The sequence below is a fragment of the Candidatus Protochlamydia phocaeensis genome (genome assembly GCF_001545115.1).
Taxonomy (GTDB): Bacteria; Chlamydiota; Chlamydiia; order Chlamydiales; family Parachlamydiaceae; genus Protochlamydia_A; species Protochlamydia_A phocaeensis.
In genome coordinates this window covers 99,798-121,353 of sequence record NZ_FCNU01000028.1, presented here as the reverse complement: position 1 = coordinate 121,353, position 21,556 = coordinate 99,798, and the positions used below count along the sequence as shown (strand labels likewise).

The 21,556-nt window shown below is 42.3% G+C and carries 18 protein-coding genes; 2 read left to right on the top strand and 16 right to left on the bottom strand.

Annotated features, from left to right (window positions below):
- Positions 1 to 24: 24 nt before the first annotated feature.
- The 4 genes from BN3769_RS10105 to BN3769_RS10090 all read right to left on the bottom strand — a co-directional run bounded on the left by BN3769_RS10105 (position 25) and on the right by BN3769_RS10090 (position 4,169).
- Positions 25 to 1,800, bottom strand: coding sequence for a hypothetical protein (locus BN3769_RS10105; protein WP_068470175.1), 1,776 nt, complete (start codon positions 1,798 to 1,800; stop codon positions 25 to 27).
- 329 nt (positions 1,801 to 2,129) lie between these two features.
- On the bottom strand, positions 2,130 to 2,666 hold the full coding sequence (locus tag BN3769_RS10100; RefSeq protein WP_068470172.1) for an NADPH-dependent FMN reductase: 537 nt from the start codon (positions 2,664 to 2,666) through the stop codon (positions 2,130 to 2,132).
- 15 nt (positions 2,667 to 2,681) lie between these two features.
- Complete coding sequence (gene miaA / locus BN3769_RS10095; RefSeq protein ID WP_068470170.1) at positions 2,682 to 3,725, bottom strand: tRNA (adenosine(37)-N6)-dimethylallyltransferase MiaA; 1,044 nt, start codon at positions 3,723 to 3,725, stop codon at positions 2,682 to 2,684.
- A gap of 90 nt (positions 3,726 to 3,815) precedes the next feature.
- Positions 3,816 to 4,169: an STAS domain-containing protein gene (locus BN3769_RS10090; RefSeq protein ID WP_068470168.1), complete on the bottom strand. Its 354-nt coding sequence runs from the start codon at positions 4,167 to 4,169 to the stop codon at positions 3,816 to 3,818.
- Between the two features lie 453 nt (positions 4,170 to 4,622).
- Between BN3769_RS10090 and uvrA the strand changes: the two genes are divergently transcribed.
- Positions 4,623 to 7,439, top strand: a complete 2,817-nt coding sequence (uvrA, locus tag BN3769_RS10085) for an excinuclease ABC subunit UvrA (protein ID WP_068470164.1) — start codon at positions 4,623 to 4,625, stop codon at positions 7,437 to 7,439.
- A 50-nt stretch (positions 7,440 to 7,489) separates the two neighbouring features.
- Here the strand turns inward: uvrA and BN3769_RS10080 are convergent, their stop codons facing one another.
- The 4 genes from BN3769_RS10080 to BN3769_RS10065 all read right to left on the bottom strand — a co-directional run bounded on the left by BN3769_RS10080 (position 7,490) and on the right by BN3769_RS10065 (position 10,315).
- Positions 7,490 to 7,771: a hypothetical protein gene (locus tag BN3769_RS10080; RefSeq protein ID WP_068470162.1), complete on the bottom strand. Its 282-nt coding sequence runs from the start codon at positions 7,769 to 7,771 to the stop codon at positions 7,490 to 7,492.
- Between the two features lie 169 nt (positions 7,772 to 7,940).
- Complete coding sequence (locus BN3769_RS10075; RefSeq protein ID WP_068470159.1) at positions 7,941 to 8,699, bottom strand: hypothetical protein; 759 nt, start codon at positions 8,697 to 8,699, stop codon at positions 7,941 to 7,943.
- A gap of 174 nt (positions 8,700 to 8,873) precedes the next feature.
- On the bottom strand, positions 8,874 to 9,221 hold the full coding sequence (cutA, locus tag BN3769_RS10070) for a divalent-cation tolerance protein CutA (RefSeq protein ID WP_068470157.1): 348 nt from the start codon (positions 9,219 to 9,221) through the stop codon (positions 8,874 to 8,876).
- 203 nt (positions 9,222 to 9,424) lie between these two features.
- Entirely contained in the window at positions 9,425 to 10,315 is an 891-nt protein-coding gene (locus BN3769_RS10065; protein WP_068470155.1) for a cell division protein FtsQ/DivIB, read from the bottom strand.
- A 479-nt stretch (positions 10,316 to 10,794) separates the two neighbouring features.
- Here BN3769_RS10065 and BN3769_RS10060 point away from each other — a divergent pair, with 479 nt between their 5' ends.
- A complete protein-coding gene (locus tag BN3769_RS10060; protein WP_068470153.1) occupies positions 10,795 to 11,514 on the top strand; it encodes a hypothetical protein in 720 nt (239 codons plus the stop codon).
- Positions 11,515 to 11,698: 184 nt separating this feature from the next.
- Here BN3769_RS10060 and BN3769_RS10055 read toward each other — a convergent pair whose 3' ends face one another.
- The 8 genes from BN3769_RS10055 to BN3769_RS10020 all read right to left on the bottom strand — a co-directional run bounded on the left by BN3769_RS10055 (position 11,699) and on the right by BN3769_RS10020 (position 21,455).
- Positions 11,699 to 12,691, bottom strand: a complete 993-nt coding sequence (locus tag BN3769_RS10055; RefSeq protein ID WP_068470151.1) for a hypothetical protein — start codon at positions 12,689 to 12,691, stop codon at positions 11,699 to 11,701.
- A gap of 250 nt (positions 12,692 to 12,941) precedes the next feature.
- Positions 12,942 to 14,306, bottom strand: a complete 1,365-nt coding sequence (gene murC / locus BN3769_RS10050) for a UDP-N-acetylmuramate--L-alanine ligase (protein ID WP_068470149.1) — start codon at positions 14,304 to 14,306, stop codon at positions 12,942 to 12,944.
- 24 nt (positions 14,307 to 14,330) lie between these two features.
- Complete coding sequence (gene murG / locus BN3769_RS10045; protein WP_068470147.1) at positions 14,331 to 15,422, bottom strand: undecaprenyldiphospho-muramoylpentapeptide beta-N-acetylglucosaminyltransferase; 1,092 nt, start codon at positions 15,420 to 15,422, stop codon at positions 14,331 to 14,333.
- Positions 15,415 to 16,518: a putative lipid II flippase FtsW gene (gene ftsW / locus BN3769_RS10040; protein WP_068470146.1), complete on the bottom strand. Its 1,104-nt coding sequence runs from the start codon at positions 16,516 to 16,518 to the stop codon at positions 15,415 to 15,417. Before ftsW ends, murG begins: the two co-directional genes overlap by 8 nt.
- Positions 16,519 to 17,259 carry a LysM peptidoglycan-binding domain-containing protein gene (locus tag BN3769_RS10035; protein WP_068470145.1) on the bottom strand — a complete coding sequence of 247 codons (741 nt, stop codon included), beginning with the start codon at positions 17,257 to 17,259 and terminating at the stop codon, positions 16,519 to 16,521.
- Positions 17,260 to 17,496: 237 nt separating this feature from the next.
- Positions 17,497 to 18,930, bottom strand: coding sequence for a UDP-N-acetylmuramoyl-L-alanine--D-glutamate ligase (gene murD, locus BN3769_RS10030; protein WP_079989518.1), 1,434 nt, complete (start codon positions 18,928 to 18,930; stop codon positions 17,497 to 17,499).
- Entirely contained in the window at positions 18,843 to 20,093 is a 1,251-nt protein-coding gene (gene mraY, locus BN3769_RS10025) for a phospho-N-acetylmuramoyl-pentapeptide-transferase (RefSeq protein WP_068470141.1), read from the bottom strand. The genes murD and mraY overlap by 88 nt, the downstream gene beginning before the upstream one ends.
- A gap of 15 nt (positions 20,094 to 20,108) precedes the next feature.
- Positions 20,109 to 21,455: a UDP-N-acetylmuramoyl-tripeptide--D-alanyl-D-alanine ligase gene (locus BN3769_RS10020; protein ID WP_195155572.1), complete on the bottom strand. Its 1,347-nt coding sequence runs from the start codon at positions 21,453 to 21,455 to the stop codon at positions 20,109 to 20,111.
- Between the last annotated feature and the right edge of the window lie 101 nt (positions 21,456 to 21,556).

The following is a 21,556-nucleotide window of genomic DNA, read 5'->3' as shown; positions in this document are numbered from 1 at the left end:
CATGGAATAATGCTTAATCGATTACTAACCACGTCCAGATTTTAATTTGGACTGCAAGTCGGCAATTTTCTTTTCGATTTCACGGATCCCTTGATTGGCTTTTTCCAAGCGCTCTTTCTCTTCATTAATTTGATCGGTAAAGCTCATTGCTCGTTCAAAATCCAGACTAGAAGAACCGGCCGCCTTACGATAAATTTCTAATTGATTCTTGATCTCTTGACGTCGCTCTTTGCGCTGCTTAAGAATATCTTGAAGCTGCTGCAAAGCATGCCGCTCATCTTCGGAGATATCCATAAGAGCCTTTTCCTGCTTCTCGGCAATAATGTCTTTAAGAGATTTTAAAATCCTTTCAAGTTCATTCTTCTCATTCTTAGTCAAATTTGTCTCTTGGATTTGAGCCAGCAACTGGTCGCGTTCTGCAATCAATTGATCTGCTTCAAAAGTGTCCGATTGGCGCACGAGCTTATCGGCTTGATCGCGCAGCATTTTATATTTCTCTTTCTTCTGACGCATACGTTCATTTTCTTGCTGCTGCCGCGCCTCTTCTTCGCTCTTTGTCCTTTCTTGGAGGATTGCGCGCAATTCGCCAAGCTCTTCACGCAGTTTCTTGAGCTCTTCACGCCCAAGATCTGTTTTACGCATCAAAGAGACAATATCTTCTATTTTTTTATGCGCATCTGTGGTTGGCAGATTCTCTTTTTCCAACGCATCTTTAGCCGCCTGAATCTGTTGACGGATAAGCTCCGCATTTTGTTTGAACACAACCTTCTGTTGAGCTCGCTCTTTCTTGCGCTCTTTTTCCTCTACTTTAATTTTATCCCAGCATTCGCTCAAGCGCATACGTGTTTGCGTAAACGAATTGGTATTTAAAGTTAAGACCTTAGCCAATCCTTGCAAAGCCTTAATTTCTTCTCTTAATGTATATAACGACTCATTAGACGCTTCATTTGAAAAATAAGAGCTGATGAATTGGTCCACATCTTCGACAAATTGGTGGCTGATTTGCTTGATTAGCTCTTTGCGCTTAGGGAAAACCGCATCGCCCGCTGAAGAAAGGCGTTGGAAAAACTTATTTTTCTGCCGAACGCGCATCTCAGTTTTTAGGAGTTCTTTCCTCAATGCGTTAATACGAGAAGCTTGAACGTTAAGTACATTTAATTGCTTTTGCAAATTTTCATATAGGGCATGCTTTTCCTTTAACGCTTGCGGAAAAACGAGATGGTCGGGCAAAGATTCCTTTTCGACTTGTTCATCATATTGATGAATATCTTTTTCAAGAGCTTGAATGGCTATTTCGATTTGCTCAACGGCAAAAGCACTTTGTTCATCTAAAATTTCTTTTAAGCGACGCGCCTCTTTAGACAGTTCACTATATTTTTGCCATAGCTGGCTGCGCACGGCTGGTGAAATATTCTCTTTAAACAAAGGCAGACATAAGCGTCTCGCCTCCCAAAAACTGCGAAAATGCGGCGTGCCGCCTTGTGCCAAAGCGGATTCCATAAAATCAATCGCCATTTGCAACTTCGCTTCTGCATCTGCTTGTTCGTTAAAAATTTTCAAAAAAGCTTCAAATTGAGCAGTATGCGCTTCTTTATGCTCTTTCTTCTTACGCGTTGAGTCTTTATGGTCCTCTTCTTCACTTTTACTCTTATCCATTTCTTCACCCTCCTGCCATTCAGGACTATCCGTATCGGCAGCTAATTCACTGTCCTCTTGATGAGAAGTGGGATCATTTTGATTGATAGGAAACTGATTCTCTTGAGATTCTTCTTTTAAACTCATGCTTTCAGACTCATTCATGACAGTTACTTGGTAAGATTTTTGAGATATTGACTACATATAACTCTACAGGCAGATGCTCACCACTTAAGGATTGCCTAGAATGGAATCAATAGTGCTTGTTTTACTCTGAGATCATAGTTTATTACTGTTTTTTAAGTAAATCAAATTATGCTGTTTTCTAGCAGCCTATTTTCCTCTAAGAGGATGTATTAAAAACTGCTAAAGACGTAGATTCGCATTCTTTTCCCCTACGAGAAGGCTCGGATTAGGGAGAAAATAATCTCAAACATAGGTTATTAAAGATTTTAATACAGCCTCTAAAAAAGGTAATTTAATGAAAAAAAGAATTATCCTTTAATTTTTTTAGAGAATTCAATCAAATGTTGAACCATTTTACTTAAACGCTCCTGCAGGTGAAGATCTGTTAACTCCCCTTCTGCATTAAAGCTAGTTTCAGCGTGAGGGATCACGATTTGCTCAGGCAACACCCAACAATGAAGCTGACGACAGATTAGACGCAAAGTATTGATGGCGTTCGTACTATGCACACCGCCAACGACAGCGATAAGGCCGACCACTTTTCCAGCAAGATGCTCTTCATCTAAAAGATCGAGCGCATTTTTTAATACTCCGCTCACGCTCCCATGATATTCTGGAGTAGCGAGAAGGATTCCGCTAGAAGAGCGAACAGTCTGCCTAAATTTTTCTACGTCCGGAAACGCCGGATAATCATTTCCGCCTTGGCAAAAAGGCAGGTTTAATTGACGCAGATCAATTAATTGTGTTTGGATGTCCTTATCTGGGATCTCTTTTAAAGCTAAATTTAAAATTTGATAAGTGTAAGAATGGGGGCGTAGACTGCCTCCAATGGCTATAATTTTCATAAGAAGGCATATGGCTTAAAGAGATTCATAGTCCTTCATAATAATATCAAACACCACTTCAGGATCATGCATATCAACATCCAGCCAGCGGAATAAAGGCTCTTTTCGAAACCAAGTAAATTGCCTTTTGGCATAATGGCGAGTGGCTTGTTTAAAAGATTGAACAAATTTCTCATAATCCGCAGGCGTTTGGTTTGTCTGAAGAAAATCCAAAGCTTGCCTATAACCGATAGCTTGCGAGGCCGATGAATTCTGCCTTAAGCCTTGTTGCTCTAAGCTGCGCACTTCATTTATAAATCCATCTTGCAGCATTTTGTCGCATCGTTGGTCTATTCTTTCATATAATTTATCTTTTGGACGATGCAAGAACCAACAGCGAAAATCGTAGTTTTGCGGCCTTCTCCTTCCTTTCCAAGATAATTTGCTGACTTTTTTATTAGTCAGCATAATAATTTCTAAGGCCCGCACAATTTTTTGCTTGTCATTTTTTGTAATGGTCTTTGCATATTGCGGATCAAGCTGATTTAAACGATCATAAAGGACATCGGATCCAAGACGCTCAATTTCCTCTTCCAGAGATTTTCGCACTTCAGGGACAGAAGGCGGCCCACTTGGAGGTCCATAAAGCAAGGTATGCAAATAAAATCCCGATCCTCCGGCAACGATAGGCACATTTCCATGGTCTAAAATTTGCTGGCAAGCTTGTCGGGCCTCATAATAAAAATCAACGACATTGAAATTCTCTTGAATATTGCGGATATCAATAAGATGATGAGGAATAAGCAGCCGCTCTTCCTTGGTTGCCTTTGCCGTTCCAATATCCATGCCTCGATAAACCTGCATGGAATCTGCTGAAATGATTTCTCCATCCATTGCTTGAGCTAAATTCATCGCCAAAGCCGATTTACCGCAGCAGGTGGGACCGGCTATAACAATCACGCGCTTTTTTTTTCGTTGGAGATTCGAAGGGATTTGCTTTTGAATTTCTAAAGCAAAATTTAGAATAATGCGTTTGACCTCTTCAGTTTCAAAAGAAATTCCGCTGATCACAATAGCCATCCGTTCATAAACTGTAGAATTTTAATATTTAACATGGGTCAAAAGGGGTATTTTAACTTGGATAAAGAAAAGTGTTAAGCTTTCAAATCATTAAAACTTACGAAGAGCGTCTTCTTCTGTTTTTGCTAATTCTAATACATGGTCAAAGCCAGACATCTTTAAAACATCCATTACATTAGCCGTGACTTCGCAAATAACAAGCTTTCCAGAAAGCGTTTTAAGCTTTTTGGTAACAGATAACAGCATGCGCATTCCCGCACTACTTAAATAATCGACGCCGGAGAAATCTAATAATAACTTATCCTGTCCATTATGAATATAATCAAAAATTTTGCGCTCGGCTGTGGGAGAAGAGACGGCATCCAAACGGCCATTCATCCTTAAAATTAAGATATCTCCTTTTGCTTCCTCTTTGATGCTTACGAGTCCTTCTATATTTCCCATATACTCCTCGATTCAATTTCGGCAGCAACCCTTGTCTTTATTTTATGTTAAGCTGTTTTGGCATGAAATTGCAACAAAATAACTCTTTTAATAAGAGGGTTTCCTAAACTGCTAACGGCTTAAAAAAGACGTTATTTCTATTCATACCATTATAACTTTTTCAATTTCATAAATTCCTCTTCAAAGCCATCCCTTGAAAGATTCGGATTTAGGTTATTGCGAATGCAAAGAACTTTCCCAAGGGGCATTGTAATTAAATACTTGAATCATTTTCTATTTGATGTTTCTTTAATTAACAATTAAATTTAAAGGAAAGAAAGAAAAATATCCGCCACAACCTATTCATTTCCTCTATCCAAAAGAATAAGCCCTTTTATTCTTTCGAATAACTGAGCTTAAGTTGAGTTCACTGGATAAATAAAAACAAATTGGCTTTCAAACTTTGGTGAAGCTATGCCTGTTCCTTCTGCTCGCGATTTTATTTATTTGCAAGGATGCCGCCAGCATAATTTAAAAAATATTGCTTTAAAAATCCCTAAGCAGGCCATTACGGTAATCACAGGGGTGAGCGGATCGGGGAAATCTTCTTTAGCCTTTGACACGCTTTTTGCTGAAGGCCAGCGCCGCTATTTGGAATACCTTTCTCTTCAAGCTAGAGTATGGATCAAGCAAATGGCCAAGCCGCAAGTGGATCTCATTGAAGGCCTATCCCCCACTTTAGCTATCGGCCAAGGTAGGCAAGAGCTTTACCCGCTTGGAATACTTGCTACTTATACAGATATTTATGACTTTTTAACTTTGCTTTATACCGGCATTGGAGAACAGCATAGCCCGGCGACAGGCAAGCGCTTGATCCGCTATACAAGGCAGGAAATTATTGATTTAATTTTAAAAGAATATCCGGCTGGAATGCGACTGCAATTATTAGCCCCTGTCAAATTACAAAAAGAAACATTTCATCAAGCCGTGACCAGGCTACAGCAAATGGGATTCATCCGTTTGAGAATTGAAGGCCAAGATTGGGTCAGCGAAGACCCATTGCCTTCATTGGAAGAAGTGAGCCAGCTTGAAGTCATTGTTGATCGAATAGAAATAAAAGAGGGAATAAGAGATAGGCTAGCGCATTCCATTGAAACAGCCATGGATTTAAGCCAAGGCATTTTAAAGGTACAAGAGGGAAGAGAGGGGCGTTTTCATTATTTTACAGAAATTTACGTCTGTCCAGAAACAGGATTGTCTTTTCCGCCCTTGGAAGCAGCGGATTTTAATTTTAATTCGTCACGCGGGGCGTGCCCGCTTTGCCTAGGCCTAGGGGGGCAAGAGAAGGTCAATCCCCAGCTCCTTCTTTCCGATTCCGAATGGCCTTTGATCGAACAAATCCGATTTCTTATCGACCATCTTCCCAAAAAAACCGCCTATCCTATTCAACAACTCTTTTCCTCCTTCTGGAACTTTTTAAAACTTCCAGATGACACTCGCCTAAGCGATCTTCCCTCTTCCCTATTGGAGCCTCTTCTGTATGGCTCAGCCCATATTTTTGCACATTCTCTTTCCGTATCCGGAGAGGATCTCCTTGTCAAACAACAGTGGCAAGGGCTTGTCCCCCTTTTAGAGCAAGCTTTGCAAACAAAAAAGACCAGAGGCTCTCTCAGCGAACTGCCCTTCATCGAATGGCAAGAGTGTCCTGCCTGTCAAGGCGCGCGCCTTAAGCCGGAAAGCCTTGCCTGTCTCATTCAAGGCAAAAACATCCATCAACTTTGCTCCCTTACTGTGACTGCCCTTTTAAATGAATTAAAGGCGTGGAGCTTGACAGGCAAAGCGGCTTTGATAGCTAAAGAGATCATTCCGCATATTCTTACCCGCCTCGCCTTTCTTGAGCAGGTTGGATTAAGCTATTTAACGCTTGATAGGCGTGGTAAAACGCTCAGCGAAGGCGAAGCGCAAAGGGTCCGGCTCGCCTCCCAAATCGGAGCTAAATTGTCGGGCGTCACTTATATCTTGGATGAACCTTCGCTGGGACTGCACCGGCAAGATATTCAACACTTGCACCAAGTCATCGAGGAGCTAAAAGAACTCGGCAACACGGTAATTTTAGTCGAGCACGAGAAAAGTCTGATCAAACAAGCGGACTATCTCATTGAATTGGGGCCTGGAGCCGGAAGATTTGGAGGACAGCTGACTTTTAAAGGCTCTTTTCAAGAGCTTTTAAAGGATCCAAACAGCTTAACCGGCCAATGGCTCAGCGGCAAGCGCAAGCTTCCCAAGCCTCCGCATCGCAAACCTAAGCATGGCTGGCTGACTGTCCAATCCGCATCCCTTCATAATTTGAACAATTTCTCTGTCAACATTCCTCTCGCATGCTTAGTGGGCTTTTGCGGAGTGTCAGGGTCCGGAAAATCTACCCTTGTTTTAGATATGATCGGCAAGCAAATTCAAGAGTATCTTTCACGCTCCGTAGCTCTGCGTTCTCTACAAGGCTATGAATCCCTTAAAAGATTGGTAATGAGCCAAAAGCAAGCTGAGCGCTTTTCAGCCCGCTCTATTCCAGCTACCTATGTCGGCTTGATGACCCCCCTTAGGCAACTTTTCGCTGAAACGCGCCTGGCCAAAGCAAGAGGCTACACGGCTTCCCGCTTTAGCTTGAATAAACGGGGTGGGCGCTGCGAAGCATGCGAAGGGCTTGGACAAATTCGCGCGAATATGCAATTAATGCCTGATCTGTATATTCCTTGCGAAGTTTGCCAAGGCTTGCGCTATAACTATGAAACCCTTCAAATTACATGGGAAAATTATACAATTGCCGATATTCTTTCTCTATCGGCTCAAGAAGCCTATCAAGTCTTTCGCTACATTCCCGCGATGGCGCCCGCTTTAGAAATGATGACAGAATTGGGACTGGACTATTTAACATTAGGGCAGCCCTTTAACACCTTATCCGGAGGAGAAATTCAACGCTTAAAGCTTGTCGCCGATTTGGCAGAAAAGAACCTGGAGCCGACACTCTATATTTTAGATGAGCCTTCTGCAGGCCTACATGTACAGGATCTGGAAAAACTCCTTAAAATTCTTCATCGGTTAGTAGATAAGGGGCATTCTATTTTTATGATCGAACACCACCTGGATCTATTGCAGCAAGCGGACTGGTTGATCGAGCTCGGGCCAGGCGGAGGGCCGCAAGGAGGCCGGCTCATCTTCGAAGGCGCTCCCAGCAAACTCTCCAAAGCCCCTACCCCTACAGGAAAAGTCTTCGCACAACTTATGGACAAGTAAAGAGCGTTTAAATGTGCCCCTATACGCTATGATGGGTTTTAATGCGCCCTCTAAGAAGAAAGAAGATAAGCTTCTTTAAACAATTTCTCTAAAAGATCATCATTGGAAGATTTAGATTGCTTTTGGATAACGCTTTCCAGCTTATCTAAGCGATATTTAAGCTGCTCATTTTCTTCTTTCAGCTGAAGGCAAAGCCGGGAAAGGTCTTGATGCCTGACATACAAAGCTCGCTTAAGCTTTTCAAATTGAAGATAAACTTCTTTTAACTCTTTTCGCATCAATGAAAGCTCATCTTCTTCTGTAAATAAATCTAATTGAATTTTACTTTGCATAGCAGATCCAACTTATAAAGATTTAGTATCTTAAACGAAAGCTAGATAAGAACGCAATAGGCGGATGCAATTTCACTTTCAGAATCCCCATATAAATAATCTCTTCCCCACCACCGCATCCGAAAAACGCACCGAGTTTTTGCTTAGCGAATAAAGAACTCTCTAGCCTTTAATTATCTAGTCCTTTAGGCATGAAATTGCCTAGCGGCTTGAGGACTTTATTGGCCAAACTTTTTCTGTCCTTCATATTCTCTGCTCCCATAATAGATAAGCTAAGCCCCATTGCCGCTCCAATAAAGGGAGCCGCCAGGGTTTTGCCTATCGAAGCCACAGTTGTCAAGGCTATTTTAGCCTTATCCGCCAGTCTTGCTTGAGGATGAGTACTTTGCGCATGAGCTAATTGGAGAGCTTTACTAATGCGGTTGGGAATTTTATTGGCTTGCCTAAACATTTCAAAAGGAACGGCCGCTAATGTTAATAGGCGAGATGCAACGCCTATCATTGTTTTCCGAATAAGGGCCTTGCTCGCTAATTTGACTTTTCCTTTCACTGTTTTGATAGATTCATTTTCCGTCCCTTCTCCCTTCGCTTCCCAGGAAATTTTATTTTGCAAAGAGGCCGCCGATTTTATAGCCCCAGGAAGCGTCAACCGAAAAGCGATATCCTTATTCGAGGTATTAAGATCATTTCGATAAAAAAGTAAGCGTTGGATAAAAAGGGCAGCTTTTCCACCTGTGTCTTTTAATTTTTTATATCCTATCGAAAATCTCTGATTTTCAGGACTTTTAACTTCATTTAATTCATTTGAGGCAGTCTTTGCCTGTTGCTCGCTCACTCCCTTCTTTGCTTCATTATTGGAAGAAGTAACGGGCATATAAGCGGTCGGCGGAGTAAGCCCAGGTACAGGAGTTAAACCCATCGAATCCATCTTAACCTCCCCTTAAAGGGTGTAAACAAGTCAATCTATTAATAAAAACAAATGCTACTTAATAATAATTATAAAACTATCAATATTGAGAAACAATCTCTAAATAATTATTAAATAATTAACATTGGTTAGTATTCGATACCGCCAGATTGTTAAGTGTTTGTCTTCAAATTGCTAATGGCTTAGGTTTTCCTGTTGAACAAATGTGCTTTCTTGTAGCCATTCCATATAGCTCTTATTTCCTCCTTCAATTTTAAACCAGGTGATCTCCGGGACTTCATACTTGCAATTTTGTTCAATGATTTCTCTGATTTTATTGTAATTTTCAGCACGCGTTTTAAGGACGACTTTACTTTCTTGGGCTGTTTCCAATTTATTATTCCACATATAAACGGACTCGATCCAAGGAATAATCTGAGCACAGGCGACATAGCGCTCTTGTGCAAGGTAGCGTGAGATGCGACGTGCTTCATCTAACGTTCCGCTTGTCCAATGAATTTCAATAAATTCTTCATTTGCCATAGCCAGCCTTCCTTTTAGTTAAGAGGGTTTACAAATTGCTAGTTGCACATGCGTTTAGAGCGCATCATCAATCACCGGATTCAATTTTATTTTCTCCCTAAACGAAGGGAAAAGAATGCGAATGGGATTCATTGCCTAATTGATGATATACCCTAGGGCGTGTTTAATTTAAAATATAGGGTTGATGTAAATGTGAATCCACTCTAAGGTTCTTTTTTAATAAAGGCAAGATGGGGAATGCGAAGATCGATGATGACAGGTTTAGATGCCAAGCGTCCTTGCGTCTGTGAAGGCTTGCTTGCTTGCCATTGAGTCAGATAATTGCGCAACACAAAAAAATTAGCTAGATTTTGACGATAATGCTCTGTATTTAAACGAAGAAGAAAAAGGCGCCGGGAAGATTCATCGAGAGGAATGCCTTCCGGGCTTATTTCTAATGCAATCACCACTTGCCTCTGGCCATAGCTATCGGCATAGGCATCTGCCACATCAATTTGTTTAATATAAATGCTTTCCTCACCCCACGCTTTCAAGCTTTTCAAAATTTGAAAAGCTAATTTCAAGCGCTCTTGCTCAATTAAACAGCTTCCCCATTTCCCTTCCAACCCCTCTACGCCTAAGTGGATAACAGGCAACTTTTTAGGCGTAAAAAAAGGACGGACAGGAAAAATATACCCTTCGGTATCAAGAGCAGTATTCGCATAATCTCCTAGATAGGCAAACGGGGTGCGCATGTGATATTGAATATATAAGGTCCCCGGCCGGATTTTTTGAATCGTCGCCTGTTTGATCAACGGGCACGCGAGGAGCTTGCGCTCCGCCTCTTTGGTGTTAAATTGATAAAGATTAATGGGTTGATCGAGCGAAAGATCCAGCCATTCAGCCAAATAGCTCGTCTTAAGGCTCTCTTGCTGGGGAGTCCTCTGCACAATGGCTACAATGCGATATTGATCATCTTGTAGGCGTTTTTCCCTAATATGCAAATAATACAGCCATCCCATCAAGGCAGACCCCGAAAAGAGCAAAGTGGAGAGCAAAATCCACAAAAAAGCGCGGTTAAATGGAATTTTTTCAGAAGAAGATGAATCTAACATAAGATTAAATGCTTTATTGCTCTATCACTATGAGAAAACCGGAATAAATTTTCCACTTAAGTTGCACGTCTCTCTTAAAACCATTTAGGACAAGACGTGAATTTAAATTTTGAATAAGATAAAAATATTTTTAGTTATCCGCTTATTTTCTATTCAGTTTCTTGGCATCCTATTCTATCAAAGCCTCCTAAAAACCGCTAAGATTGATTCTTGAAAAGAATGGATTTAACGCCATCTACAACCGCTTTAAGCTGCACCTACCCCCATGGATACTGCCACGTGCCACTGGCGAGGCTTGTTTAGTCTAGCAGGCCTTTTTCTTATCTACGTCAATCAAATTTGAGTTTTAATACGCATTCGCTGTATTTATTTTTGCCTTTTTTAAACAAGCTGTTTCAATGAATTTTCTTAATCCTTCATAATGGGACTTAGATAGGGTTTTTGTTTTTTACGCATTCATCTTCCAAGAGGCAAATATTATGTCAATTTCCGGATCTCCTTTTATTTCTCCCATTGATCCCCAACCTTTTTATAAAGAAGTCAAAACACAATGGGCTTTCATAGTAAAGGAAGGATTAGGGAACCCCGGAAAAAATCCAAAAGATGGCGGAGAAAGAGCGTATCAAGTCTATATGCACACCTATCACTCCTACTTTCGCTTCATCATTTTAGGACCCGACAGGCTGAGAAATGAAGAAAAGCTTGTTGGAAACGTAAAGCTGATTGTTGCCCAATCTAAAAAAAAGAGCAGAGAAGATTCTGATTCCTTAAGCGGTTCTATATTAGGAGAAAAACAATGGTCTCTTTTAGTTAACGATGCGTTTATACTAGGCGGCATGCATGCCGGCAAGGACTTTCATATTGCTACTCCAAAAAAACAGGAGCGTTTTCCCAGCCTGGATAAACTATGGAATGCCTCAACCCATAGCCTGCGTCCTTTGGGAAGAGAAATTATCATTCTCAAATTATCGGGATATAAATGCGTTGATGCGCATAATTTAGGCATTGTGTTCTGCTGCTGTTTCTCTGATCAAATCCCTAAATCGCTTACCGAGCTTCGCAATAGAGTAAAAGCACTCGACTCTTTAGAAGTTCAACAAATTTTAGAGAATCCGATCGATGATGAACTGCAGTTTCAAAAACCTTCTAATAAAGACGACGGCAACGACCATGGCAAAGCCCCTTTAAAAAATGCTTAGCTTACAGCTGAGTGCAAAGACGCATGCCAACTAAAAAATCTTTCTCGTTTTTTTACTTTCTTTATTCTTTTAGAGCACGTCTTAAAACTCAAGTTATTAAGTAAAGCGCTCAAGGAGGAGAGATCGACAGAAAAACATTTTGGCAGCGCAAAAGCGCAGCCAAAATGGAAAAGTCTTCGTTTAATTACAGCGTGTGAGCTCTGGTTCTTGGCTTTCCTATCACTTGAATATTAAAGGCTTTGGTAATTTCATCAATAGATTTCAAACCCGCTATTTTCTCTCGACAAGCCGTCAAGGTCACCGAACGATTTTCTCCATTGCAAGGCGGGAGAAGAACAATTCCTGATCTCGGCAGCTTTTTTTTCACTTTTTTTGCCCGAAGTCCGCTAGCTTCTTTTTTTGGTTCCATCTCAATTTGTTCTTTCTGGTCTAGCTCTGATCCTTCTTGTCCTTTTTCATTCAATTCTCGATCATCTTTTCCTTTTTCATTCAATTCTCGCTCATTTTGTGCTGCTGCGATAACGTCTTCCCGCTCGCTATTTTCTACTGCGGTAATATTTTCCTGATCGTTTTGCCCTTTTCCGCTTATTAGGAGCTCCCCTCTTTCGTATCCGGCTATCATTAACATAGCCAGCTCGCGCCCTAGTACACGAGGGCGGGCATTTTTCACATCCCACAAATCCTCGAAAGGCAAAGACTCTTTCTCTTCGCTTACCACATGAAATTCTTTGTCTGCATGAATAGCGCCTAAAATAGCCAGGTCATTTATATAAAGCCACCATTTCGTCGCATTGAGAATGGCCCCTTCTGTCACATGTAGCTTGACGCGTTTCTTTAAACTCAAACTCTCCTGTAGACTACTAAATGTTGTGCGCAAGAAAGCTCCCATGACTTTTTCATCAACTTGGGACTCTTTTATTGCCAATACTCCGAAATTTTTCTCATACTCTAAAGTCCTGATCTCTTTTCCCCCTAAAAGGACGAGCGGCAGCAATCCTTTAAAAGCATTGATATAAGCTTCAAAAGCTCGTTTAACCTCTTTTTTAGGAGATTCGAGACGCATCGATGGATTGGGAACTTCTCTAGAGATCCTGGACCACTGGACAATTGTCTCAGCGAATAAGGTTTTCTCGGTATAATAAGGAGCGAGAACAGCGGAAGAAGTCGGACAATGCATAAATATTAACCTTTTTAATAGAAGTTTTAAGCATTAACTTTTGAATGGTCGCTAGAAAGTAGCGAATCAAAATTAATTTTTTTTAAAGGCAAGGTTAATATTTCTTTATTTATTTCTCAATCTCTTACAAAATCAATTAAATTTAAACTAAATTTTCTAATCTATTTCTCTAAATAAATTATATAAATTTTCTCCATCCATTCAGAAAAATAATTTTGAGTATAGACAGTAAGCGTTTTAAAACCCCCTCTTAATAGCCAGGAAGCCTGCTTAATAAAGCCAGGGTTTCTCCTGCAACTTTGGTCACATCTCCGGCTCCCAATGTGATGATGACATCATCAGGGCGAATCATTTCGCTCAGCTTATGGCTAAGAGCCGGACGCGAAACGTATTGGCAAGAAAGAGGGGAACTTTGCTGGATCTCTTGAATGATCAACTCATGCGACAGGCCTGCAATGGGAGTCTCTCCGGCCCCGTAAATATCTGTGACAATCAATTCATCTGCAGCATCAAAGATATTTCCATATTGCCCTAGGCAATCTTTAGTACGGGAATAGCGATGAGGCTGAAAAACGGCAATTAAACGCTTATTGGGGACTGCTAAGCGAAGGCCTTTCAATGTGGCCGAAATTTCGGTGGGATGATGGGCATAATCATCCACAAACAGGATATTGTTTATTTCTCCCTTTTTTTCGCAGCGTCTTAGAACGCCTTTAAAAGATTTGAAGGTTTGCCGAATGGCGCCTTCCGGTATGCCTAAAGTAATCGACAAAGCAAAAACAGCGGCTGCATTAAGCGCATTATGAGTTCCAATCAAGTTCAAAACAATATCGGAATACTTTTTCTCTTTTCCCTTCAAATCAAATACAACTTGGAAGCCGTCTTGCCTGACATTCGAAATGACCCATTCGCAGTCCGGGCTGAATCCATAACGCTGTCCCGGCCTATTCAGCCGCCTCAAGTGAAGATCATCTCCGCACCAAATTAAATGATCCGGGGACGCCACCTGCGACATGAAGGTATTGAAAGACTCTATTAAGAGGGATTCGCTTCCTTCATAGTTATTTAAATGGTCGTTATCAATATTTGTCACAATGGCCCCAAAGGGATGGTACTTAAGGAAAGTCCGATCGCTTTCATCCGCTTCAAAGGCGAAAAGATCTCCTTCTCCAAAGCGCGAATTGCTTTGAAACTCAGGCAGCATGCCCCCCACTGCAAAGGAAGGATCCAGGCCTGCTTCGACGAGTACGGTCGCCAATAATGAAGACGTTGTCGTCTTCCCATGCGTGCCGGCAACAGCCAATGAGCGGTATTGCCCAATTAGGCTTACAAGCAAATCGGAGCGATGCAGAAGAGCGCATTGCAGTTGAATGGCGGTTTGATATTCTGGATTATCAGGCTTAATGTCGCTGCTATAGACAACTGTCATTTTAGCCGAAATATTCTCAGCCGCTTGGCCCTTATGAATAATAGCTCCTGCCTTAGCCAACCCTTCTATCGTATAATTAAAGGCTATATCGCTGCCAGAAACGCATTTCTTTTTATGCAGCAGCAAGCGGGCAAGGCCGCTCATTCCGATTCCGCCAATTCCAATGAAATGATAGTGTTCCGACATATTCATGACCTGAAAAAGTTGTGATTATTTTAAATTTAATATGAGCTCACAAAGCGTTAAACGGTTAGGCCTTTGCTTATAAGCTTGGATTGCTTGCCGCATGGGTTCTAGATAGCTCTTTAAGCTATAGAGTTGAATCAGGCGGCCCAGTTCTTTAGCTACCAAATCCGCCTCTTTGCATTTAACCGCGCCTTTTACCGTTTCAACTAGAAAATCTGCATTTTTATCCTGATGTTGATCGGTTGCATAAGGATAAGGAATTAATATACCCGGCACTTCAAACTCCATTGCTTCTGCAATTGTAGAGGCACCTGCCCGGCCGATGAAAAAATCAGCAATGCTCCAAGCATAATGCATATTAGCTTCAAAGGCTCTAACCGTTGCAGGAATACCATGAGAAGCGTAGAAAACCGCAAGCTCTTCAACAGCTAGTTCATTTCCTGTCAAATGGATCACTTGCAACGATGTCTCTTTTAAATCCGCCACACATCCCTTCATAAGCGCATTAATCGCTTGCGCCCCTTGGGATCCGCCAAACACCAATAGGATAGCCTTCTCTTTAGATAATTTGAAATAAGCCAATGCCTCTTCCCGCTTGATATCGCCGCGCGCATACCCCTCTCTTAAAGGCATACCTACTTCAATCGCATGCTTTCCTAATAGGGAGAGTGTAGAAGGAAAATGCACGCCTATTTTGCATGCAAAAGGAGCCAGCCATTTATTGGCTTTACCGGGAATGCTGTTGGCTTCATGAAGGACAATTGGAATACGAAGCAGCTTAGCAGCCAATAATGTCGGCACAGTGTAATAACTTCCGAAACCCACCACGGTATCCGGTTGGAAGTCCTTCATGATTTTTATACTTTGATAAAGGCCCTTCGCCAAGTTAAACAATCCCTTTAGGCTTCTTATGGGATTTTTGGAAAGAAGCGGGCTGGAGACCACTTCCTTAAAAGGAAAAAGCGAACGATCAAAATATTTATTGGACCCCAATTTACCTGCTACAAAAAGAACGGAAGAAGAAGGAATGCGCCTCTTTATTTCTTGAGCAAGCCCCTGTGCAGGAAAAATATGGCCGCCCGTTCCCCCTGCAGCAATCAAAATACGTTTAGACATAAGCGTACTCTCCTTCTTGGGCAATATTGAGTAAAAGTCCCAAGCCCATGATATTAGCCATCAAAGATGTTCCTCCTTGGCTGAAAAAAGGCAGATTCAGGCCCGTGCTGGGAAGCAGTCCGGACACAACACCCAAGTTCATAAAAGCCTGAAAACAGATAAGAAAGGTAATAGCCGTTGCAAAATAGAATCCTCCGCGATTCTGCGTGGTATGTGCAATATAAAAGCCAACGTATCCGATGAGCATATAGAGAAAAACGAGGCTTGCAATGCCGATAAAACCGAATTCTTCAGCGTAAATAGCTGCGATATAGTCATTTTGCGCCTCCGGTAAATAGCTGAGCTTTTGCAAGCTATTTCCCGGCCCGCGGCCGAAAATCTGACCGGATCCTGCAGCAATTTTAGCCTGATAAGGCTGATGCCCTTTTCCCCTTAAGTCCAATTCAGGATGGAGATAGACTTTCAGGCGTGCCGATACATAAGGGAGATGATAGGCTGATACCGCTCCAATGAATAATAAAACGGAAAGCGGCAATGCCCAGTATTTGAAGCGCACACGGGTCATGACACACATGACGACGACGCTTAGACCGATTACGCCAGCCGTTCCGTTATTAGGCTCGACTAAAATTAAAAGAATGGGAATTCCAACTTGGGCGATGAGTTTCAGAAAGGCTTTGAAAGATAAAAACGGTCCATCAGCTTGCTGCAAGCGATAAGTCAGATAAGCCGGGACAATGTATTTCACAAATTCAGATGGCTGAAAGGAGAAGCCAGCTATGCCTAGCCAGCGCCTCGAGCCGTTCACTTCCTTGCCTATTCCAGGAATAAGGGTCAATAGGAGAAGAAAAGAAAAAAAAATCAAGAGATAAGGGCTCCAGCTAAGCACCCTTTGATAGCCAATGCTCCAGACCCCTGCTGCTAAGATCAAGCCTATAAAGGCATAGGACATTTGTTTAAATAAAGCCTGATGAGTGCTTTTAGCCAATGCATGATCCAATACTTCCGCCGAAGTTGTATTAAAGATCATCACAAGCCCCATCGCAAAAATAGAGGTGACGCAAATTAAAAGAAGCAAACGATGGAAAGTAACCATTTATTTCACGCGGATGCGGTCCCCGACTTTTAAATTGCGCGCTCTTTCTTCATCTAATTGATTTAGTCTGAGAATATCTTCAAACTTAACATTAAACTGCTTGGCAATTTTCCAAGGATTGTCCCCACTTTTGATGACATAGTAAACCGCTTCTGATCCGCTCTCTTCTTTCTTTTCGCTTGCCTTTTTAGCTGGTTGGGCATTCGAAGCGGATGCCAGCGCCTGGCCATTTCCTTTAACTGGGATTTTAAGCGTCTGGCCAATCGATAAACGTTCGCTCTGCAACTGATTGGCTCTTTTAATGGCGCCAACGGTCGTTCCATTGGCCCTGGCAATTTTTTCCAATACATCGCCTTTTTTTACCGTCACTTCAACAAAGCGATCGGATGAAGCCGGTGCAGGCAGGCCTTGCGGCAGCTCATCATCATCAGCGTTTGATTGGACCGCAATCGGCTCATGGATATAGCTCTCCGCTTGAGACTCCAGTATTAAGGGTTGGGGAGCTGGCTGCGTATAATATTTTAAAACATTATCGACTTCATCTGTAGCCGGACCCGCTGCTGCAATTAAATTCGTTTCATTAGCCTTCTCCGCCTCTACCAACGAAGTACTAAATTCTGATTGCTCAAGGACTTTATCTATAACTTTATCTGTATCATAAATAATGGCTGTAGCAAATAAAATAGCAAGCAACCCTGCGTTAATGACAACAGCAATTAATATAGTATCTTTTCTTGTCATTCTTAACTCCCTTGCCTACCTCATAAAGGCAGGTTTCCTTGGATTCATTCCTTTTTTTATTAGAGCATATTAAAACCGCTAATGACTTAGATTCGAGTTCTTTTTTCCTGAAAGAAAATCCTCAAACCTAGCTTATGATGGGTTTTAATGCACTCTCTCAAAGACTGTTGTCGAATTGCTAATGACCTAGGAGAAAATAATTTGAATCTAGGCCATTAGCAATTCGACGACAGTCTCTTAAAGCTGCCGGACAATGCGTTGAAACTCTTCTCCTCGGTGGGCATAATCTTTAAACATATCAAAACTAGAACACCCCGGCGATAGCAATACTGTTTCCCCTTCCTGAGCTTGATCGGCAGCTTGTCGGACAGCCAAATCTAAACTAGCTGCTATTTTCAATGGAAAATGGGCGGAAAGTTCTCTGTGCATTTTTTCGGCCGCTTGCCCGATTGCATAGATCGCTTTCACTCTTCCCCTAAACGCATCCACCCACGGATGATAAGAGGCGCCTTTATCAACCCCTCCGGCAATCAAGATAATCGGCCCTTCTAAAGATTGAACAGCTCGCACAACGGCGTCAATATTCGTTCCTTTGCTATCATCGTAATAACGAACACCTTTTTTTTCTAAGACAAACTCGATGCGGTGCGAGGGCTTCTTAAACGAGGCAAGCGCGTGCAAAAATTGTTCTCCTGATACACGCCCTGCACAAAGTGCATAGGCAGCTAAAATATTTTCCACATCATGGCTTCGCTTTCCTCTAAGCAGAGTCGGCAAATCAAAGACCCGCCGGCCCCCATAAAAAACAGACTGAAGATCAGTATAGACTAGGCATGCTTCATCATAGCCGTACCGATTAGCTTCCCCATGCTGCAGCAAACTGCCATAATCCTGCCAAGCCTTATCTTCTACAAATAGCTTTCCTGCATGCGTAAGGCAGCGGCCGATATTAAATTTAGCTGATGCATATTCTTCCATGCTTGCATAACGGTCCAGATGATCCGGCGTCACATTTAAAATAACTGCTTGCTCGAGAATTTTTTGCTGCATGGTTTCTAATTGATAAGAGCTTAGCTCCAAAATAATCGTTTCTTGTGCCTGCAGCGCCATCAACTCGCGCGTAAAAGGTACTCCGACATTACCCAAGGCTTTGGCCGGATAGCCACTTTGCTTAAGAATATGCGTCACAAGCAAAGTCACTGTCGTCTTGCCATTCGTACCGGTAATGCCTATAGCCGGTTGCTTCAGCATACGGCATCCCAATTCGATCTCTCCGACAACTTCTATCTGAGCTGCTTTAGCTGCCTTTACAACAGGATGCGTAGGAGGAACACCTGGCGAGAGAACAATAAAGTCAAAGTCTTTCACATCCAAGCTTTCCTGCTCATGTTGGACCCGCATACCTAATTTTTGCAAATCTTCAATTTCGCCCAAAGATTGCAGGCTGGGATCACGGTCAATTCCTTGCACGATCGCACCTTGTACAAGAAGAAAATGCGCAGCAGAACGCCCGCTCATTCCCATTCCGACAATCAGTGCCCGTTGCCCTTTATAGCTAGCAGTCGATTGCATATAGGTTTCCTTTACTGAAATTTCAGCGAAGCGATGCCGATAATGGCCAACAGCAGACTGATAATCCAAAAGCGGATGACGACTTTTGTCTCCGGCCATCCCTTGTACTCAAAATGATGATGCAAGGGAGCGCAGAGAAATACACGCTTTTTATTGCGCAGGCGATAGCTTAAAACTTGAAGAATCACAGATAAGGCCTCCGCAACAAAAACACCACCCACTATCCCCAATAAAAATTCTCGGCGCAATAAAACTGCAGATACACCGATGATACCGCCTAAGGTCAATGAACCCGTGTCCCCCATAAAAACTTGAGCGGGATGCCCATTATACCATAGGAATCCCAAACAAGCCCCAATCAAGGCACTGAGATAAATGGCGATTTCTCCGCTTCCTTCGATATAAAGGATATTGAGGTAGCGGGCAATCTCAACATGGTTCGACACAAAAGCGATCAGGCCAAGAGCCCCGGCCGCCATGATCAAGCAACCGGACGCCAAGCCGTCCAATCCATCCGTCAAATTAGTCGCATTAGAGGCTCCCGTAATGACAAAAAACATAAAGAAAGCCATTAGGATAAGAGCCAGCCCGCTAAAAATGGCAACAGGTTCTTTAAAAAAAGGAATATAAAGGCGGGAAGCATAGTCTTTTAGACTTAAGTTAACGGATTGATGGCCGTTATCTGATTGTACAGCCTCTCCTTTTTGTGCGGCCTCCCCTTTGACCACTACATTTTCTTTTATCACCGGGATGTGAAACCACGTCCAGTTTTCAATAGCCTCATGGACGGGCGCAATTAAAAAATAAGACGCAATGGCAGCCGATAATAAGAATTGGAAAAATAGTTTGCCTTTAGCAGACATGCCTTTGGTGTTCTTATATTTTAACTTGAGATAATCATCCCGTCCTCCGATCGATCCCAGAAAAAGAGTTGTGGCCAGCAAAATAAAGGTGAAAATATGAGTGAGATCCATCCATAAAATCAAAGAAATGAGCATAGAGAAAAGAATGAGAATTCCGCCCATGGTCGGAGTATTTTGCTTTTTCTCATGGAGCTTTCCCAAAAGCGGACACTCGTCTTTGCGGATGGATTGTCCAATCTTCATTTCATAGAGTTTGCGGATAAAATAAGGCCCCAGGAAAATGCTCAACAAAAGAGAGGTAAGGGCAGCCAGAATCATACGGGTCGAGTAATAGGTAAAAACGGCGGGAGCTTTGATACCCCACATGTCTTTAAGCAAATCAATAATAAGCAGGATCATAATTTCATTTCTTCGTTATAGTTCTTCCAATACCTTCCATAATTCTTTGGAACGCGACCCTTTTAACAAAACGACATCTGCAGGCTTTAAAGCCTGCTTCAAGCAAGCGACTAACGAGGCCCTATCTAAAAACAGTTCTACGGGCTTCCCGGCCTTTTTCCAAACATCTAAAATAGGATGGCATTCTTCTCCTAAGCAATAGATCTGTTCGACATGATCCAAAGCAAACTCGCCTACTCTTCGATGGCAGTCGGCAGAAAATTTTCCCAGCTCCATCATACTACCAAGCACTGCCACCTTACTTCCGCCTTCTTTTGGCTGGGGAAGTGTTTCTAATGCGGCTTTGACCGACAATTCAGAAGCATTATAAGAATCATTGAGAAATAATATGCCTTGAAAATCGACAAATTGAAGGCGCTTTTCAGGCAATTTCAAAAAGGGAATGGCATGCTTTATTTCTTCCCAACTAACATTAAAATGCCTAGCCACTGCTATGGCGGCTAATAAATTATGCGCATTATGCTTGCCTGGTACCTGAAGAAGAGATCCTAGATCGATCGTCTGATTTTCAACATGCGCGTAAAGTTTGTGGCCATCTTGGCTATCTAGTTGGTAATCAGCCCGGGGATCATTTGTAGAAAAAGAAAGTTTATGGCTGTTGCCTAATCGGGCAATCGCCTCATAATTAGCAATGTCACGGTGGATGACTCCTAGCCTTGTATGGGAATGAGAAAAAATTTCAGCTTTTGCCCACGCTATATCTTCAAGAGATTCAAAATTGCAGGCATGCACAAGAGCAACCCTTGTTAAGACAGCCACTTCAGGAGGAGCTATTTGCACAAGCCGCGCTAAATTGCCTGGCGTCGTCATGCCCATCTCTAACACCAAAATCTCTTCTTCCCCTGTGGTATGATTGAGAATAGAAAGAGGAATGCCAACTTGAGAGTTGCTGTTGCCAGGAGAAGCCGCCACCCGATACCGAGTTTCCAATAAAGTCTTGATAAACTCTTTGGTGGTCGTTTTTCCAATAGAGCCTGTAACGGCCACAAGCCTGGAAGAGCTTCTAGAAAGAGCACTTTTCGCCATCTCTTGTAAAGCATGCAAGGGATCTTCAACGCGAAGCAAGGCAAGGCCGAAATCCGGGCCTGCATAGCTTTTAGAAACGACCGCAGCCAAACATCCTTTTTGCTTCACATCCGCTAGGAAGGCATGGCCATCCACTCGCTCGCCAGAAAGGGCTATAAAGACCTCTCCTGGTTTGAGCGTCCGCGAATCCGTACTAAATCCTTGAATTAAACTTTGCGGCAAAGGATCCGAACACTGTAAAAGCCGAGCCATTTGACCTAGCGTAATTGATCTCATACAAATGATTTCCGTTAAAAAAATGATGGTAGCCGCAAGCTTAAAATTTTCTCTCATTTTGAACAATAAAGAATAAAAGAACACGAAAGATTGTAATAAAG

Coding starts and splice junctions, on each gene's coding strand:
- BN3769_RS10105 (WP_068470175.1), bottom strand. CDS start 1,800: ATGAATGAGTCTGAAAGCATGAGTTTAAAAGAAGAATCTCAAGAGAAT.
- BN3769_RS10100 (WP_068470172.1), bottom strand. CDS start 2,666: ATGAAAATTATAGCCATTGGAGGCAGTCTACGCCCCCATTCTTACACT.
- miaA (WP_068470170.1), bottom strand. CDS start 3,725: ATGGCTATTGTGATCAGCGGAATTTCTTTTGAAACTGAAGAGGTCAAA.
- BN3769_RS10090 (WP_068470168.1), bottom strand. CDS start 4,169: ATGGGAAATATAGAAGGACTCGTAAGCATCAAAGAGGAAGCAAAAGGA.
- uvrA (WP_068470164.1), top strand. CDS start 4,623: ATGCCTGTTCCTTCTGCTCGCGATTTTATTTATTTGCAAGGATGCCGC.
- BN3769_RS10080 (WP_068470162.1), bottom strand. CDS start 7,771: ATGCAAAGTAAAATTCAATTAGATTTATTTACAGAAGAAGATGAGCTT.
- BN3769_RS10075 (WP_068470159.1), bottom strand. CDS start 8,699: ATGGATTCGATGGGTTTAACTCCTGTACCTGGGCTTACTCCGCCGACC.
- cutA (WP_068470157.1), bottom strand. CDS start 9,221: ATGGCAAATGAAGAATTTATTGAAATTCATTGGACAAGCGGAACGTTA.
- BN3769_RS10065 (WP_068470155.1), bottom strand. CDS start 10,315: ATGTTAGATTCATCTTCTTCTGAAAAAATTCCATTTAACCGCGCTTTT.
- BN3769_RS10060 (WP_068470153.1), top strand. CDS start 10,795: ATGTCAATTTCCGGATCTCCTTTTATTTCTCCCATTGATCCCCAACCT.
- BN3769_RS10055 (WP_068470151.1), bottom strand. CDS start 12,691: ATGCATTGTCCGACTTCTTCCGCTGTTCTCGCTCCTTATTATACCGAG.
- murC (WP_068470149.1), bottom strand. CDS start 14,306: ATGTCGGAACACTATCATTTCATTGGAATTGGCGGAATCGGAATGAGC.
- murG (WP_068470147.1), bottom strand. CDS start 15,422: ATGTCTAAACGTATTTTGATTGCTGCAGGGGGAACGGGCGGCCATATT.
- ftsW (WP_068470146.1), bottom strand. CDS start 16,518: ATGGTTACTTTCCATCGTTTGCTTCTTTTAATTTGCGTCACCTCTATT.
- BN3769_RS10035 (WP_068470145.1), bottom strand. CDS start 17,259: ATGACAAGAAAAGATACTATATTAATTGCTGTTGTCATTAACGCAGGG.
- murD (WP_079989518.1), bottom strand. CDS start 18,930: ATGGCCGGAGACAAAAGTCGTCATCCGCTTTTGGATTATCAGTCTGCT.
- mraY (WP_068470141.1), bottom strand. CDS start 20,093: ATGATCCTGCTTATTATTGATTTGCTTAAAGACATGTGGGGTATCAAA.
- BN3769_RS10020 (WP_195155572.1), bottom strand. CDS start 21,455: ATGAGATCAATTACGCTAGGTCAAATGGCTCGGCTTTTACAGTGTTCG.